Source organism: Actinomyces sp. 565 (assembly GCF_010365615.1).
In the GTDB taxonomy this organism is placed as follows: domain Bacteria; phylum Actinomycetota; class Actinomycetes; order Actinomycetales; family Actinomycetaceae; genus Actinomyces.
On sequence record NZ_PIZD01000006.1, the window covers coordinates 51307 to 68689 of the forward strand.

General features: G+C 67.9%; 12 protein-coding genes and 1 pseudogene. 10 read left to right on the forward strand and 3 right to left on the reverse strand.

Going from position 1 to position 17383, the window contains the following annotated elements; all coding sequences use genetic code 11:
• Positions 1–137 precede the first annotated feature (137 nt).
• The 4 genes and pseudogenes from lspA to dnaE all read left to right on the forward strand — a co-directional run.
• Positions 138–626, forward strand: a pseudogene (gene lspA / locus GZ997_RS01635) (signal peptidase II); the annotation flags it as partial.
• 29 nt (positions 627–655) lie between these two features.
• A complete protein-coding gene (locus GZ997_RS01640) occupies positions 656–1576 on the forward strand; it encodes an RluA family pseudouridine synthase (RefSeq protein ID WP_162678594.1) in 921 nt (306 codons plus the stop codon).
• A gap of 79 nt (positions 1577–1655) precedes the next feature.
• A complete protein-coding gene (locus GZ997_RS01645) occupies positions 1656–2288 on the forward strand; it encodes a GNAT family N-acetyltransferase (RefSeq protein ID WP_162678595.1) in 633 nt (210 codons plus the stop codon).
• Positions 2289–2322: 34 nt separating this feature from the next.
• The gene (gene dnaE, locus GZ997_RS01650) at positions 2323–5913 is read left to right on the forward strand and encodes a DNA polymerase III subunit alpha (RefSeq protein ID WP_162678610.1); all 3591 of its coding nucleotides are present in this window, start codon (positions 2323–2325) and stop codon (positions 5911–5913) included.
• Between the two features lie 191 nt (positions 5914–6104).
• Here the strand turns inward: dnaE and GZ997_RS01655 are convergent, their stop codons facing one another.
• Together GZ997_RS01655 and GZ997_RS01660 are read right to left on the reverse strand one after the other, a co-directional pair.
• On the reverse strand, positions 6105–6956 hold the full coding sequence (locus GZ997_RS01655; RefSeq protein ID WP_162678596.1) for a hypothetical protein: 852 nt from the start codon (positions 6954–6956) through the stop codon (positions 6105–6107).
• A gap of 446 nt (positions 6957–7402) precedes the next feature.
• Positions 7403–7651 carry an RNA-binding S4 domain-containing protein gene (locus GZ997_RS01660; RefSeq protein WP_161924349.1) on the reverse strand — a complete coding sequence of 83 codons (249 nt, stop codon included), beginning with the start codon at positions 7649–7651 and terminating at the stop codon, positions 7403–7405.
• Positions 7652–7891: 240 nt separating this feature from the next.
• Between GZ997_RS01660 and GZ997_RS01665 the strand changes: the two genes are divergently transcribed.
• The gene (locus GZ997_RS01665) at positions 7892–8194 is read left to right on the forward strand and encodes a hypothetical protein (RefSeq protein ID WP_161925368.1); all 303 of its coding nucleotides are present in this window, start codon (positions 7892–7894) and stop codon (positions 8192–8194) included.
• A gap of 77 nt (positions 8195–8271) precedes the next feature.
• On the opposite strand, the gene GZ997_RS01670 is transcribed toward GZ997_RS01665, so the two are convergent.
• Positions 8272–9858 (reverse strand): FGGY-family carbohydrate kinase, encoded by a 1587-nt coding sequence (locus GZ997_RS01670; RefSeq protein ID WP_162678597.1) that lies wholly within the window; start codon positions 9856–9858, stop codon positions 8272–8274.
• Positions 9859–10132: 274 nt separating this feature from the next.
• On the opposite strand from GZ997_RS01670, the gene GZ997_RS01675 reads away from it, so the two are divergent.
• The 5 genes from GZ997_RS01675 to GZ997_RS01695 all read left to right on the forward strand — a co-directional run bounded on the left by GZ997_RS01675 (position 10133) and on the right by GZ997_RS01695 (position 17352).
• The gene (locus tag GZ997_RS01675) at positions 10133–10906 is read left to right on the forward strand and encodes a hypothetical protein (protein ID WP_161924348.1); all 774 of its coding nucleotides are present in this window, start codon (positions 10133–10135) and stop codon (positions 10904–10906) included.
• Between the two features lie 142 nt (positions 10907–11048).
• Positions 11049–13439 carry a glycoside hydrolase family 3 N-terminal domain-containing protein gene (locus GZ997_RS01680; protein ID WP_343212242.1) on the forward strand — a complete coding sequence of 797 codons (2391 nt, stop codon included), beginning with the start codon at positions 11049–11051 and terminating at the stop codon, positions 13437–13439.
• A gap of 12 nt (positions 13440–13451) precedes the next feature.
• Positions 13452–14807: a histidinol dehydrogenase gene (gene hisD / locus GZ997_RS01685; RefSeq protein WP_162678611.1), complete on the forward strand. Its 1356-nt coding sequence runs from the start codon at positions 13452–13454 to the stop codon at positions 14805–14807.
• Positions 14808–15304: 497 nt separating this feature from the next.
• Positions 15305–16672, forward strand: a complete 1368-nt coding sequence (locus GZ997_RS01690) for a glycosyltransferase (protein ID WP_238994172.1) — start codon at positions 15305–15307, stop codon at positions 16670–16672.
• On the forward strand, positions 16669–17352 hold the full coding sequence (locus tag GZ997_RS01695; protein WP_162678598.1) for a hypothetical protein: 684 nt from the start codon (positions 16669–16671) through the stop codon (positions 17350–17352). Before GZ997_RS01690 ends, GZ997_RS01695 begins: the two co-directional genes overlap by 4 nt.
• Positions 17353–17383: the final 31 nt, after the last annotated feature.

Below are 17383 nucleotides of genomic sequence, written 5' to 3' on the forward strand. Positions count from 1 at the left end.
CGTGCGCCCTTGATACTTGCCAACCGCAGCGTTGACCCATACGTGTAAGGACCATGAGCGATTACACTGAGCCCGCCAGGCCGCTCCGGCCCGGCACTGCTACCGATCCAGGCGCCGCATCGGCGAAGTCCCCGGGCTTGGCCACACGGCGTTACACGGCGTTCGTGTGGCTGTTGGCCGCAGCGGTTCTGGTTGCCGACCAGTTGACCAAGGTATGGGCGGTGGCGGCGCTCAGCGGCGGTCGGCGCGTGCACCTGCTGGGCGACTGGCTGACCCTGGTGCTGGTGCGCAATCCCGGCGCCGCGTTCTCCTTCGCCACCGGGCAGACCTGGATCTTCGGCCTGATCGCCATTGCGGTGACGGTTGCGGTCGCCCGTATGTCGCGGCGGCTGGGATCGGCCTGGTGGGCGGCGGCGCTGGGTCTGGTACTGGGAGGCGCGGTGGGCAATCTCATCGACCGGCTGGTGCGTTCTCCCGGTGTCCTACGCGGACACGTAGTGGACTTCATCGACTACGGCGGCTGGTTCGTGGGCAATATCGCCGATATCGCCATCGTGGTGGCAGCCGTCGTGATCATGGTGCTGTCCCTGCGGGGCCTCGAGCTGGATGGCACTCGCGCCGGTGCCGGTCGGGGTCGGCATGCGGAGGCTGAGGCATGAGCCTGCGGCTGCTACCGGTTCCGGACGGGCTGGCCGGGCAGCGAGTCGACGTGGCGCTTGCGCGTATGACAGGGCTGTCCCGCTCCAGGGTGGAAGCCCTGTGCGCCGCCGGCAGGATCCGGGTCGATGGCGCCCCGGCGGACAAGTCCCTGCGCCTGGATATGGGCGCCATGATCGAGGCTGACCTGCCCGATCCCCGCCCGGTGCAGCCCGCACCCACTCCGGTTGACGGCCTGGGGATCCTGTACGAGGACGATGACATCGTCGTCGTCGACAAGCCGGCCGGCGTGGCAGCGCATCCCTCCGTCGGCTGGGAGGGACCCGACGTGCTGGGTGCCCTGAGAGCCATGCATGTGCGCGTGGCAACCTCCGGAGCCGCCGAGCGCCAGGGCATTGTGTCCCGGCTGGATGTGGGCACCTCCGGTGTCATGATCGTAGCCAAGGGGGAGCAGGCCTATTCTGTGCTCAAGCGTGCCTTCAGGGAGCATGCGGTTGAAAAGGTCTACCACGCACTCGTGCAGGGGCACCTCGATCCCTCCTCGGGCACGATCGATGCCCCCATCGGCCGCCACCCTGGGCGCGAGTGGAAAATGGCGATCATCGATGGCGGGCGGGAGTCCATTACCCATTACGACGTCATAGAGGCGATGCCCTACGCGAGCCTGGTTGAGGTCCACCTGGAGACTGGTCGTACCCACCAGATCCGGGTGCACATGGCCGCCGTCGGCCACCCCTGCGTGGGAGACACCACCTACGGGGCCGACCCGGCCCTGGCTTCCCAGACCGGCCTGAAGCGGCAGTGGCTCCATGCGACGCGGCTCACCCTCGCGCACCCAGTCACCGGTCGCATGCTGACCTTCCGCAGCGACTACCCGGATGACCTGGTCCACGCCCTGGAGGTCCTGCGCCTGCCCTGAATTCGCCGAGGTCGGTAGAAGCGGTCGCCGGGAGGGGCGCTACGCTGTCCGTACTCGTGCGGCACCCCGGAGGTGAGTCTTGCCCCACGACCCGGTCCCGACCGGCCACCCGCCGCTGCAGATCGAGCCACTGCGCGCCGTCGTCGAACCGGTCTCCTTCGCTACGGTCCGCGGCGACGACGCCGACCCCGCCCTGGACACGGTGCGGTGCGGCTTGGCGGACGTGCGCCTGGAGGTGTTCGTCATTGAGCAGGATGTACCGCTCGCCCTGGAGATTGACGCCCGCGACTTCGATGCGACCACGATCCACCTGCTGGCTTCCGGCGCAGACGGTGCACCGCTGGCCTCCGCCAGACTGCTGATCGACTCCAGCCACCCCGGGCTGGCGCACCTGGGCCGCCTGGCTGTGCGGCGCGCCGCACGCGGCACCGGCCTGGGTGCGCGGATGGTGGCCGCCGTCGAGCGAGCCGCCCTGGAGCATGCGGCCGTGGCGACTTCGCCGATGGCTTACGGCGAGTCGCACGCCGGTCCCGGGACGCCGCCCGACTCCGTGCCGGGGGCGGGGCGGGCCGCCGTCACCGTGGTGCTTTCCGCGCAGGAGCACGCCATGGGCTTCTACCGGCGCTGCGGCTACCGGGTGCTCACCGGCGCGCGCTACCGGGACGCCGGCATCTGGCATCAGGACATGGCCCGCACGCTCCTGCGCCCCTAAGATGAGCCGCATGGCAGAGGCGAGCGCGGTACGGATGGCAGGCGAGCAGGCGGACGGCGAGGAGCCCTACGACGACTTCGTCCACCTGCACGTGCACACGGACTACTCCATGCTTGATGGCGCGGGCAAGATCAAGAACTACGTGGCCGAGGCCAAGCGGCTGGGGCAGCGCGCCCTGGCCATTACCGACCACGGCTACATGTTCGGGGCCTATGAGTTCTACGCCGCGGCGAAGCAGGCCGGCATCAAGCCCATCATCGGGGTTGAGGCGTACATGACGCCGGGCACGTCCCGCTTCGACAAGACCCGTGTGTTCTGGGGCGACGAGTCCCAGCGCTCCGACGACGTCTCCGCCCGCGGCTCCTACACGCACATGACACTGCTGGCCCGCAATGACGAGGGACTGCACAATCTGATGCGCCTGGACTCCTACGCCTCACTGGAGGGGCAGTGGGGCAAGGCGCCGCGTATGGACCGTGAGCTGCTGTCGCGCTACGCGAGTGGGCTGATCGGCTCCACCGGGTGCCCATCCAGCGAGGTGCAGACCCGCCTGCGCCTGGGGCAGTGGGATGAGGCCCTGCGCGCTGCCGGCGAGCTGCAGGATATCTTCGGCAAGGACTACTTCTACGTCGAGCTGATGGACCACGGGCTGGACATCGAGCGACGCGTCATCAAGGACCTGCTGCGCATCTCGGAGATTCTGGATGCCCCCTTGCTGGCCACCAACGATTCGCACTACGTGCGGCCGGAGGACCGTACTGTGCAGGACGCGATGCTGTGTATCAACTCCGGCTCAGTGCTCTCGGATCCCGACCGCTTCAAGTTCGACGGTGACACCTACTACTTGCGCCCGGGCCGGGAGATGCGTGCCCTGTTCAAGGAGATGCCCCAGGCCTGCGACAATACGCTGCTGGTGGCCGAGCAGTGCAACGTCAGCTTCCAGACTATCGACGAGGGTGCGTCCTTCATGCCGGTCTTCCCCGTTCCCGAGGGGGAGACCATGGAGTCCTGGTTCATAAGCGAGTGCTGGAAGGGCATGGACCGCCGTTTCCACGGCAACATCCCCGAGGACTGCCGCAAGCAGGCCGAGTACGAGATCGACGTGATCGTGCAGATGGGCTTCCCCGGCTACTTCCTGGTGGTGGCCGACTACATCAACTGGGCTAAGGACCACGGCATCCGGGTGGGGCCGGGCCGCGGCTCCGGCGCCGGCTCGATGGTCGCCTACGCCATGGGCATTACCGAGCTCAACCCGCTGAACCACGGTCTGATCTTCGAGCGCTTCCTGAACCCCGAGCGCATCTCCATGCCGGATATCGACGTCGACTTCGACGAGCGCCGGCGCGATGAGGTCATCGAGTACGTCAAGCAGAAGTATGGGGACGACCGGGTCAGCCAGGTGGTCACCTACGGTGTCATCAAGGCCAAACAGTCCCTGAAGGACTCCTCCCGCGTGATGGGCTACCCCTACGCCGTCGGGGACCGCCTTACCAAGGCGATGCCGCCCACCATCATGGGCAAGGACATCACTATCAAGGGGATCTTCAACCCCGAGGACCCCCGCTACGGCGAGGCGCAGCAGTTCCGAGACCTGCACGCCGAGGACCCGGACGCGCAGAAGATCGTCGAGCTGGCCAGCGGGCTTGAGGGCATGACGCGCCAGTGGGGCGTACACGCCTGCGCGGTGATCATGTCCAGCCACACGCTCACCGACATCATCCCCATGATGCAGCGCCTGCAGGACGGTGCCTACATCACGCAGTTCGACTACCCGACGTGTGAGCACTTGGGCCTGTTGAAGATGGACTTCCTGGGCCTGCGCAACCTGACGGTTATCTCCGACGCGCTCGACAATATCGTCGCCAACGGTAAGGAGCCGCTGGATATCGACCACATCGAGCTGGATGACAAGGCCACTTACGAACTGCTCTCCCGCGGCGAGACGCTAGGCGTCTTCCAGCTGGATGGCGGCGGCATGCGCACCCTGCTGCGGCTGATGAAGCCGGACAACTTCGAGGACATCTCCGCCGTCGGCGCGCTATATCGCCCCGGGCCGATGGGTGCGGAGTCCCACACCAACTACGCCCTGCGCAAGAACGGCTTGCAGGAAATCACCCCGATTCACCCCGAGCTCAAGGAAGCCCTGGAGCCGATTCTGGGCACCACCTATGGCCTGATCGTCTACCAGGAGCAGGTCATGAAGATCGCCACCGACCTGGCGGGCTTCTCCATGGGCAAGGCCGACGCGCTGCGCAAGGCCATGGGCAAGAAGAAGATGGACATCCTGGAGAAGATGTTTGTCGAGTTCGAGGCCGGCATGGTGGAGCGGGGCTTCTCCAAGGAGTCCGTAAAGGCCCTGTGGGACGTGGTGGTGCCCTTCGCCAAGTACGCCTTCAACAAGGCGCACTCCGCGGCCTACGGCGTGGTCTCCTACTGGACTGCCTTCCTCAAGGCGCACTACCCGACCGAGTACATGGCGGCGCTGCTGACCTCCCAGAAGGACAACAAGGACAAGCTGGGCGTGTACTTGGGCGAGTGCCGCCACATGGGCATCAAGGTGTTGCCGCCGGACGTCAACGCCTCCCGCTCCCAGTTCTCCGCGGTCGGGGACGATGTTCGCTTCGGCCTGGGGGCGATCCGCAACGTCGGCGCCAACGTGGTGGACGCCATTGTGCAGGCCCGGGAGGAGAAGGGCGATTTCACCAGCTTCGAGGACTTTCTCGACAAGGTGCCGGCGGTCGTGTGCAACAAGCGCACCATTGACTCGCTGATCAAGGCCGGCGCCTTTGACACGCTCGGTAAGTCCCGGCGCGCCCTGCAGGCCTGCCATGAGGACTTCGTTGACGAGATCATCGGTGTCAAACGCAACGAGGCGGCTGGGCAGTTCGACTTGTTCGCCTCCGTCATGGGGGACGGTGGCGGCACCGCCGACGCCGGATTCGGCTCCGGCCCGGTGTTCTCCTCGGAGGTGCCGGACCTGCCCGAGTGGGACAAGAAGGACAAGCTCGCCTACGAGCGCGACATGCTCGGCCTGTACGTCTCCGATCACCCGCTGCTCGGGCTGGAAAGTGCCCTGGCCAAGCTGGCGGACACTGAGATCTCCGACCTGATTGAGGACGACGACCGGCCCGATGGCGCCATGGTCACCATTGCCGGCCTGATCACCTCGTTGACCCGCAAGACCACTAAGCAGGGCAACCTGTGGGCGATCGCCCAGATCGAGGACCTCGGTGGCAGCATCGAAGCCCTCTTCTTCCCCTCCACTTACCAGACTGTCTCCACGATGCTGGCGCCGGACACGGTGGTGACGCTACGCGGCCGCCTGAACCGCCGCGACGGTCAGGTCGCCCTGTACGTGCAGGAGATGACGGTGCCGGACGTGTCCAGCGCAACGCACGAGGCGGTTACGATCACGCTCCCGACCAACCGCTGCACCGGTCCGCTGGTCGAGCAGTTCAAGACGGTGCTGGAGAAGCATCCGGGCATGTCCACCGTACGGCTGACGCTGACGAGTCCTGGGCGTGAGGTACGCACGCAGCTGGACAACTCCCTGCGCGTGGAGGCCTCGGCAGCGTTCTACTCCGACATCAAGGCGCTGCTCGGACCCGGCTGCCTCAAGCGCTGACGCCCGTCCTGCTGAGAGGTTCCGCTGCCGCGGACCGTGGGTACCACGGCGGCCTGCTGCGACCCTTTGTGCTCTATTGCGAGCCTTTGCACCCTGGTGTACGACTAATTGCCGCACACCAGGGTGCAAAAGTTCGTACCATGCGGATTTTGCGTGTGTCAGTGGTACGTGGCTCCGTGAGCGCGACGGTTTTAAAGCCACAGGTCCCTCCGGCGTCGTGTCAGGCGTGCTACGGATGGTGGAAACAAGTCCACTAGACGGCGCCCGAGGGACTCTCGATCGTGCAGGTCGCGCCACTCGACGCGGTGAACCTGCCAGCGACCAGCATTGCGCAGCCGCATCTCCCGGTGCTTCTCATTGCGGACGTCCTCGGCGCTGCGATACTTGCCGTAGCCGTCGAATTCGAGCGCAATGCGATACTCGGGCCAGGCCAGGTCCAGAAAGTACTCGGTCATTTCGACGTCGTCGGCCCAACGCTCCTGCACCCGTGGTTCCGGCAGACCAATGGCATGTGCCACCCCACGCAGCACGCTCTCGCCGGGAGACTCGGCCCTGGGGTCGGCGATGGCGACGACGGCCCGCGCCCGTTGCTTCCCTGCCCGCGCCCCCTGTGCCTCGACCATTTCGCGCAGCAGTTCCACGCCCTGGGCGGCGAGCAATTCTCCCTGGCAGCGACCCGTGAATCGGTCGGGTCTGCAAACGGCGCGCAGAGCCGAGTCGACCACGACAATCGCATCCAGCGCCGGCAAGTCGAAGGCGCAATCCAGAGCGGTCCGAAGCGGCGTCGTCACTCGCATGCCACTGACGACCTGCACCTCGCGTGGGGCAGGGGAGGTGGTGGATCGTATGGCGGACACACGTCGGCCCGGGTACTCGCCGGTGGGCTGCACATACGTTTGCGAGGGCAGGAGCTTGCGCGTGCGCGAATGGTTGCGTGGCACGGCGACCCGGATATCGGGCTCGGCGGTGGGAACGGCGATGCCTTGAACTACTGCAGCCGCCTCGTGCGTGAGACTGATGGCGGAGGGGTGAGCGTGCAGCACTGCTTGGCATCGTGCCAGAGTCACGTATTGCCGTTGCGACCACAGCGGTGCGGCCGAGTCCGGCGGCCGCGCGTAGGCACCGCGATCGATCGGGATCAAGTCGCTGCTGGCGTGCAAAGTGCGTCGGGTGCGCTCTGAGGTGAAGGTCATCGGGGGCATGGGCGGGGGCGCGGGGTAGGGCTGCATGAGACATAGCCTGGGACGGATTCCGGGGCCGCGGCGCCTGGGGTGTTAATGAGATGCGCGGGTGGGTGTTGCCAGGCTGATCTGTGGATGTCGGCGACGTCGGTCAGCCATCTGGCAGGAGTGGCCCGTCGCCCTGTTGCGAGCCTTTGCACCCTGGTGTGCGGCAAATTCCCGCACACCAGGGTGCAAAGGCTCGAACCAGATGGAGAAGGCGTGTGGGCGGTGTGGCTTGCCGACTCTGACGGCGGTGGCCCCGGGACTCAGGAGGCGGACACCACGGCGCCCGCCGCACCCGTCGGCAGGTTCACGACGACGACGTCGCCGTCGGCCAGGCGGTGACCGCGCCGGGTCTCAACCGCGCCATTCACCGTGACGTCGCCGGACTGGACGGCTATACGCGCCTGCGAGCCGTCCTCGACGAGGCCGGCTAGCTTGAGGAACTGGCCGAGCTTGATCTCGCCGCGAATCTCGACGGTCGGAAGGGGCGCCTGGAAGGAAGCGGTACTCATACCCCTATCCTTGCAGCCGCGCAGGCGGCTACGGATCCGGGCGCAAACGACGGCACTCGGCCTGGTTGCGGCGGCAGTGCACCGGTTCACGCGGTGGGTTCGCGCAGCTGCCTAGTGATTTGCGAGTATGTACGCATGAAAGCGGCGGCGGGGCGGTCCTTGGGCCCAGGTCAACCGGGCTCCGCACCCGTCCCGGAGCTCGCCCTGACAGTGGGGGAACGCTACCCGGTGGGGGAGCGAATGCATACGCTTACACCCCGGCTGGCCAATGCGGTCGCGCGCTCACGGGAGGTGCTTGTTGACGCTGCGGCACACCGCGAGGTCGTGACCTACGGCGAACTCAGTGCGTTGATCGGAGGCGCGGTACTGCCCCGGCATATGGGGCCACTGCTGCACATGCTCGGTCATGACTGCGCTGCGCGTGGAGAGCCACAGCTTCCGGCGCTGGTTGTCAACCGCAGCACGGGAGAGGTGGGCACCCCCGACGACGCCTGGGCGGCGCCCGAGCGTGCCGCCTGCTGGGAGCACTGGGCGCGGGACTAACGCCGACCGCGACGGCCCCGGCTGGTTCCCGGACCGGTGCGTGGAGGGCGCCGGCACGGTGGAAGTCCGTGCGAGCCTCAGAAGACCTCGGCGGCAGCGCGCTGTAGCGGTAGGGCGGCGATGAAGCGCTCCAGGTAGCGTGCGTACTCCGCAACCTCCTCGGCACTGGGGGTGACGGTATGAACCTCCAGACCCCCGAAGATGCGGTGGTCCAGGTATTCCTCCAGGGTCATCCCCGCGCCGCCGAGCAGGAATCCGGCCAGCAGTGCCATCCCCCAGGCCCCGCCCTCGGCGGCAGCCTGCCCCACGGACACCGGAGTGTTGAAGGCTGCGGCGAGTACCCGCTGGGGAATTTCCGGAGTCTTGAATATGCCGCCGTGGGCGAACATCGAGTCGATCGGAACGTCCTCGCTCTGCTTGAGGATCTGCAGTCCGTAGGCCATGGAGGCGAAGGCGGCGAACAGGTGCGAGCGCATCAGGCCGGCCAGGGTCAGTGACGTCCCGGGCCGTCGCACCGTCAGCGGGCGGCCCTCCGGCAGGGAGACGATGGCGTCTCCGGACAGGAAGTTGTAGGACAGGACCCCGGCGTCATCCATATTCCCGGCGGCTGCGGCGCCCAGCAGGACGTCGAACAGCCGCCCGCGTTGGACGGGATGGCCGATGGCATCGGCGAACTGGGAGAATACCTCTACCCAGGCGTTCAGGTCCGAGGTGCAGTTGTTGGAGTGCGCCATGGCCACCGGCGCCCCGGCCGGGGTGGCCACCAGATCGATCTGCTCTACCAGGCTGCGCAGCGGCCGCTCCAGAACGATCATGGCGAATGCGCTGGTGCCCGCCGATACGTTGCCCGTGCGGGGGCGTACGGAGTTGGTTGCCACCATGCCGGTGCCGGCGTCCCCCTCCGGGGGGCACAGCGGTATGCCGTGGCGGAGCGTTCCGGTGGGATCCAGCAGGCGTGCGCCTTGGGGGGTGAGGCGTCCGGCCTGCTGCCCGGCGGCCGCGACCTCGGGGAGGATGTCTGCCAGTTGCCAGGGCATCTTCACCAGATGATCGAAGTCCGCCAGCATGCCGACGTCGAAGCCTCGTCCGTCCGGCCCGATGGGGAACATCCCGGAGGCCTCGCCCACACCTAGCACGTGCCTTCCAGTCAGGCGGTAGTGGACGTAGCCGGCCAGGGTGGTCAGGTGGGCGATGCGTCCGACGTGCTCCTCGCCGTGGGTGATGGCGTGGTGCAGGTGCGAGATCGACCAGCGCTGGGGGATGTTGAGCCCGAATAGCTGCGAAAGCGTGCGGGAGGAGTCCTGGGTGAAGGTGTTGCGCCAGGTTCGGAAGGGAACCAGCGGCTCGCCGCCCGCATCGAGGGGAAGGTAGCCGTGCATCATCCCGGAGACGCCGATCGCGCCCACCTCGGTGAGCGGAGCGCCGTGGCGCTCCTGGTAGCACCGCGCCAGCTCGCCATAGGCGCTTTGCAGGCCGGTGATGACTGCATCGATCGCGTAGGTCCATATGCCGTCAACCAGCTCGTTGTCCCAGGTGTGTCCGCCGTCGGCCAGTACGGAGCCGGAGGCGTCTACCAGCACGGCCTTGATCCGCGTGGAGCCGAGCTCAATGCCAAGGGCGGTGCTGGTCGGGTCGAGACTGGTGGCAGTGGTGTCTGGGGTCATGTGTTGCTCCGTTGCTCATTCACTTCAGGCGGTTACCGCCTGCTCACCGCCGGGCGCATCCTCACGCCGGACGGTCGGCTGCAGAACTGATGATAGGCGCATTCACCCCTGAATGTGAACGTTCACTGTGGGTTGTGGGAACTGGTGGGTCGGGATGCGCAGGCGCGGCCCGTGAAGCGGGAGTCCAGTCGAGGCGCGACCACCGGTCCCGACGCCGCCCGGCGGCCCTTAAGACCTCCGGATTCGTGTCGTACCCCGGCGATACCGTGCCGCCATGACCAACTCCCGCTCGCCCGACTCCGCCGCCAGCGGTGCTGCCGCCGGCGGCAAGCACGAACCGCCCGGGCCGACGCCGGGGGTGCCCTGGCTGGTTGATGCCGGGCTGGTCCTGACCACTGCGCTGGTGACGCGAGCCGGCCCGCGCACCGCCTTTGTGCGAGTCTTCCCCCGCCAGGCGACTGCGGAGGTACGTAGTGTGGGCGAGGGGGCCGGATTCGTCCTGGAGCAGCCTTTGCCGCAGTCCGACTGGTTGGTCCTGACCGCAACCGGTGAGCGGACCGATGCCCTGGCCGATGCGCGTATAGGAGCGCTCGCTGATGCGCTCATCCGCTCCGGGCTGCGCGCCTTCGCCTACACAGGTGCGGGGCCGGATGGCAGCACGGGAACGCTGCCCGCAAGATGCTGCCGCGGACTGCGGCGGCTCGGGCATGAGCGACTAGAGGCTGAGGACGGCACCGTGTTCATGGAGGTGTCCCTGCACGATCCGCTGTTTGGCACTGATCTGGGCCCGCCTTCCGCGCAGACGGTGGTTTACGGGGCCGGTGAGGACCTGGCGCTGCTGCAGGAGGGCGCGGCGGAGCGGTTCGTCATAGAACCGGTACTTGAACTCGGGGGAGTCGCCGCACTTCAGATCGAGCATGCGGAGGTGGCGGCGGGGCTGACCAGCCTGGAGGAGCTGGTGGCCGAACTCGATACCGCCCTTGGAGACTGTGGGCTGCAGGGGCCCATCCACATCGTCGACCGGCGGACGGAACCGCCAGGCGCCTGAGGCCTAAGCAGCTGCTCGCGCCTGTACCGGTGGCGGCCGTCCCGCGCATGTCCCCTGGTGATCGCCCCGCTCATGTGCCCCGTCCGTGCGATGCTTGTTCCGCACGGCCGCTGCCGTGCGGCCGTGCAGCGAAGGAGCCACAGTGAATCCCGTGAACGCAGCCCCCGAATCCAGCCCTGCTCCATCCGCAGCCGGCGACTACGCCGAGCCCGTGTTCACGCTGCACCCGCAACCGGATGGCCCCACCCTGGGAACCACCTCAGCCCCCATACTCGAGGCCGACGGCCACCTGTTCAAGGACCTGGCCCGCACCGGAGCGCTACTGCCCTACGAGGACTGGCGGCTTCCCGCCGCGGAGCGCGCCGCCGACCTCGCCTCCAGGATGAGCCTCGAGGCAATCGCGGGGCTGATGCTCTACTCGCCCCACCAGCCCGTTCCCAATCCGGGAGTCGGACCCTTCGCCGGCAGCTACGGCGGGCGCACCCGCCAGGAGGCGGGAGCGCCCGCCTGGGCGCTGACCGATCAGCAGCGCGCCATGCTCACCGCCGATCATATCCGTCACGTCCTGGCCTTCACCCTCCAGGACGCGGGCACGGCAGCCCGCTGGAACAACGCCCTGCAGGCCCTCGCGGAGTCCGAGCCGCTGGGCGTGCCGGTGAATACCTCCAGCGATCCCCGCAACGGTGCGGCCGATACCTCCGGCGCCGAGTTCGCCACCTTGGCCGCCGACGTCTCCCGCTGGCCGGAGGGACTGGGTATGGCGGCACTGTTCGATCCCGAGCGAGTGCGCCAGTACGCCGCAATCATCTCCCGCGAGTACCGCGCCCTGGGTATCACCACCGCGCTGGGTCCGCAGATTGACATCGCCACCGACCCGCGTTGGATGCGCCTGCAGGACACCTGGGGTCCGCATTCGGGCCTGGTGGCCGATTACGCCCGGGCCTACTGCGACGGTATGCAGACCACACCGACGAGTGGGGACGGTGCCGCATTCGGCATGACGGGTACCCCGGCCGACGCCGAACTGCCGGCGGTAGCCGCGGCCGCCAGCGACCCCGGCTGGGGCAGCGCCTCGGTGTCCGCCATGGTCAAGCACTGGCCCGGCGGCGGTACTGGGGAGGGCGGCCGCGACGCCCACTACGGCTTCGGCAAGTTCGCGGTGTATCCCGGCGGCAATGAGGCGGAGCACCTGCGTGCCTTCGAGGCCGCCTTCCACCTGCACGGGCCCACGGGCTGCGCCGGCGCCGTCATGCCCTACTACACGATCGCCTGGCACTACCGCACCCCGGACGGGCGGGTGGTCAATACCGGCGGCGACTCAACACCGCGCGCCAACTCCTACCACCAGGCAATCGTCCACGACATGCTGCGCGAGCGATCCGGCTTCGACGGGGTGGTGTGCACCGACTGGGGCATCACCGCCGATCCCGATCCTGAGATCGATCACTTCGGCCAGCGCTGCTACGGCGTGGAGGACCTGGACGTGGCCGACCGCCACCTCCTGGCCCTTGACAACGGTGTGGACCAGTTCGGCGGCAACAGCGACTGCGCGCCGATCATCGAGGCGTACCGGCGCCTGGCCCTTCGCGACGGCGAGGCTGCGGCGCGTGCCCGTTTCGAGGCCTCGGCCGCCCGCCTGCTGCGAGTGCTCTTCCGGGCGGGCCTGTTCGAGAACCCGTACCTGGATCCCGCTGACTCCAGCGCGGTCGTCGGCTGCGAGGCCTTTGCCACCGCGGCGCGCGCCGCTCAGCGTGACAGCTTGGTCCTGCTCAAGAACCACCGTGCCGCCGGTACCGCCGTCCTGCCGCTCGGGGCCGATGTGCGGCGCGTGTGGGTTCCCATCCGACACGTGGACGCGCAACCCGGCTTCATGCGCGGTGGTGAACCCGCGCGCGACATCGATCCCCTTGACGCCGCAGCCTGCCCCTACGAGCGGGTTACGGACCCCCAGGACGCCGACGCCGCCGTCGTCTTCATCGAGTCACCCCTGTCCAATCCCTATTCGACGGCCGACCGCGAGGCCGGCGGCAATGGTTACTTGCCGCTGACGCTCCAGTACCGCCCCTACACCGCTGCCACGGCCCGTGCCCGCTCCCTGGCGGCGGGTGACTTCCGGGAGACCGGGGACCGGGCCTATCGCGGCAAGACCAACCGGGCCGCCAATGAAACCGACCTCGATGCGGTCCTTGCCGCCCGGGAGCTGATGGGGGACCGGCCCGTGATCGTGGTGGTGCGTATGCACAACCCGGCCGTGCTGGCCGAGCTGGAGCCCCACGCAGACGCGATTGTCGTCGACTTCGGCGTACAGCAGTCGGTGGTCTGGGAGCTGCTTGCCGGGGAGTACGAGCCCAGCGGCCTGCTGCCGATCACGTTGCCGGCGTCGATGGATGCGGTGGAGGCGCATTGCGAGGACCTGCCCTTCGACTACGCGGCCTACACCGACTCAGCCGGTAACGCTTACCGCTTCGGCTACGGCCTGAACTGGGCCGGGGCCATTAATGACGCGCGCACTCGTCGCTACCGGAGCCGGTAGGCTCCCACCATGCTGCTCAACCGCATCGACCTGCGCGACCCGAACCTGCCGGCACGGGAACTGGCTGCGGCTCTGCCGCGCGCGGAACAGGATGTCACCGCCGCCCTTGAGTCCGTGGCCCCCACCATTGCGGACGTGCGGGAACGCGGCGCCGCCGCCCTGCGGGACGCTGCCGCGCGCTTCGACGGCGTGCGCCCGGTCCATCTGCGGGTGCCGGCGGCGGCCCTGCAAGAGGCGCTGGAGGGCCTGGACCCGCAGGTGCGCGAGGCGCTGGAGCTGGCCATCGCCCACAACCGCGCCGGGCACGCCGCCCAGCTGCCCACCGAGCGCGACACCGAGATCATCCCCGACGGTCACGTCATCCAGCGCTGGATTCCGGTGCGTCGGGTGGGTCTGTACGCTCCCGGTGGCCTGGCCGTCTACCCCAGCTCCGTGGTGATGAACGTGGTTGCTGCACAGGTGGCCGGTGTGGAGCAGATCGCCCTGGCCTCCCCGCCGCAGGCGGAGTTCGGCGGCCTGCCGCACCCCACGGTGCTGGCCGCTTGCGCCCTGCTGGGGGTCACGGAGGTATACGCGGTCGGCGGCGCCCAGGCCGTCGCCATGTTCGCCTATGGAGCCGAGGCCGCAGACGACGTCGACCGGGCCGACTCCCTGGCGGGTGGGGAGGACGGGCGCACCCTGTGCGCGCCGGTCGATGTGGTGGCCGGGCCCGGAAACGTGTACGTGGCTGCCGCCAAGCGCGCCGTGCGCGGCGTGGTCGGCATCGATGCCGAGGCCGGCCCCACCGAGATCGCCATCATCGCCGACGCGGGGGCCAACCCCGAGTACGTCGCCGCCGACCTGCTCTCCCAGGCGGAGCACGACCCCAACGCCGGCTCCGTGCTGATCACCGACTCCGCGCCCCTGGCCGATGCCGTGGATACCGCGCTGGCTCGCCGCCTGGACGCCACCCGACACCGCGGGCGCGCCCAAACCGCCCTGACCGGAAAGCAGTCCGGCATCGTGCTGGTGCGTGACCTCGACCAGGCCGTGCAGGTCGCCGACGCCTACGCAGCTGAGCACCTGGAGATTCACGCGGCCGCAGCCGCCGCTCTGGCCCGCCGCATCCACAATGCCGGTGCCATCTTCGTCGGGCCCTACTCGCCGGTCCCGCTGGGCGACTACCTGGCCGGCTCCAACCACGTCCTGCCCACCGGCGGTACTGCGCGCTTCGCCGCCGGGCTGAGCGTTATGGCCTACCTCAAGCCCGTGCAGGTCATTGAGTACGGTGCCGACGCCCTGGCGGCCATGACCGCGCCGCTGTCCGCACTGGCCGAGTCCGAGGACCTGCCCGCTCACGGTGAGGCGGTCCGCGCTAGGCGCCGATGAATTAAAAAGCGCGGATTTGACGTGCGAATTTCTATGTCAATACGTGGATTAGTGTGGCTCATGCAATGCCATGGTGAGCGGCGGATCGAGTTGTGCCGGTCGCGCTGATATGAGGTATTTCGCGAAGGTAAATCCGATCTACCTGTGCTATCGTCTGGGTCAAGGGTCGGCGCGTCCTCTACGGGGTCGGCGCCGTCCCCTCCCTGACCCTTCTGTTCCTGACGAGTTGACATGCAATACTCACTATCCGTGGCCGTTCTCGACCAATCGGATTCCGGCGTAGTCGCTGGCTGGTTAGAGACTGTAGCCCGTGTCTTGCTTGATTCGGCGGGCTTCGGATTTCTTCTGATCGCCCTGCTCTTCCTGGCGCTGAATACCTATGGGGGCGTGCGGGTCCGCTGCGGCGGCCGGCGCCCTGCGGTCGGGGGCGGTGCCTCGGGCCCGGAGGCGCTGCTGTCTGCCGAGCGGGCTCCCTCTGGAAGCGGCGGTGTAGGCGTATGACCCGGATTTATATGCCCGTGTACGCCGGGGACCTGCTGCGTAACCTGGACTTGGTTGGCTCTCTTAGCGCCCTTGCGATGGTGGTAGTGGCATTGAGCTATCTACTATTTCTCACGGGCGCTGCACGTAGCGCGGCCCGAGGTGGCGCCCGCGTGGACGCCTCCTCCCGCTCGGCAAAGGACGCCGACGTGCGGGCGCTGCAAATCGTGGTCCTGATGCCCTGCCTCAACGAGGAGTCCGTAATCGGTCCCTCAGTGAGTCGGCTCCTGACCGATCCCAGTCCCGAGTTGTCGGTCCTGGTCATCGACGACGGCTCCGACGACGCCACGAGTGAGATTGTCCGTGCGCTCGATGATCCACGTGTCGCCCTACTGCGCCGCGATCCCCCTGACGCCCGGCAGGGTAAGGGTGAAGCCCTGAACCAGGCTGTGACCGTAGTGCGAGAGCGATACCGGGAGCTGGACCCCGAGCAGGTCATCGTCGGCGTGGTAGACGCCGACGGTCACCTGGATCCCTCGGCCTGGCAGATCCTGCGCGACGCCTTCGCGACGAGGGACATCGGGGCGGTCCAGCTCGGAGTACGCATCTCCAATCGCAGTGCCTCCCTGCTGGCCCGTATGCAGGACATCGAGTTCGTGACCTTCACCGCGATATATCAGCAGGGGCGTCGCCGCCTCGGCAGTGTGGGCATGGGCGGTAACGCCCAATTCGTGCGGCTCTCCGCGCTCGACGCGCTGGGTACCAAGCCCTGGACGCGCTCCCTGACCGAGGACTTCGACCTGGGCATCCGGCTCAACGGCACCCGGTGGGTCAACGAGTACCGGGGCGAGGCCGCGGTACATCAGGAGGGTGTGACCTCCCTGCGGCGGCTTGTGCGCCAGCGCACGCGTTGGTTCCAGGGCAATCTGCAGGCGCGCGCACTGCTGGGGTTTGTAGCCCGCGAGCTGCGCGGACGTGCGCGCGCGGATACGCTCTGGCAGGTTCTGAGCCCGTACCTCCTGCTTGCTGGATCCCTGCTGCCGGCGTCCTTCCTGCTGATGCTGCTGCTCTTCGGCATGAACCTCGCCTGGGGCGTGCCGCAGTCGTGGGCGTGGGCGCCGAGTGCCTATCTGCTCGCCTTCGGGCCGTCATATCTGTACGCCCTCGTGTACTGGCGCCGAGTCCGGCAGGAGGGGACGGGGCCCTTGCGGTGCATAGCCTGGTGCCACGTGTTTGTGGTTTACGGTCTGCTGTCCGGTATCTACGGGTGGCGTGCGCTCGCACGCGAGCTCGTCGGCCGCTCGGGCTGGGCCAAGACCGCCCGCGAGGCGGCCCGCGCTCCAGGTGCCCTCGTCGGCCAGGCCGCTGCGGAGGCAGGGGCATGACCGGGGCAGTCGGCCCTAGGCGGCTAGGGCGCGCGGCAAGGCTTGTGGCCGTGCTGGTGGTAGTCGCGGTGGCCGCGACGCTGACCGCGGTCTGCTTCGCGAAGGAGGACAACCTGAACTGCTCCAGCTGGCGCCTGGTCTTTGACGGGTACGGTACCGCCGCCTGCGAGGGCCAGACGGTGCGGCTCAGCCCGGCTCCTGCCACCCGCCCCGATGAGACGCATGCCGGCCTGGCCATCTCAAGCGCCGTCTCGGTGGCGCAGGGGCGCGTGACGGGCCTGGAGGCGACACTGCGCACGCGCGCCCAGCTGCGCCGGGGAAGCTCGCCCAATCCGTGGGAGGTCGCCTGGCTGCTGTGGAGCTATCAGGACAATGACCACTTCTACGCGGTGGTGCTCAAGCCCAACGGGTGGGAGGTGTCCAAGCAGAATCCGGACTACCCCGGTAAGCAGCAGTTCCTGGCCTCTGGCAGCACGCCTAAATTCGCGGTGGGTGAGGCGCATAGACTGAAAATCAGAATTGACACCACTTCGGCCGGAGTAATGACTGCTGTGATTACTGTCGACGGCCGGGACCTGGTGACCGTAACAGACACCGATTCCCCCTATCTGCGCGGTTCGGTAGCTGCCTACACCGAAGACGCGACGGTCGATGTCACCGTAAGCCCGGCAACCCCCTGAAGCACCCGTACCGCTTACTTACGGGCAAGTC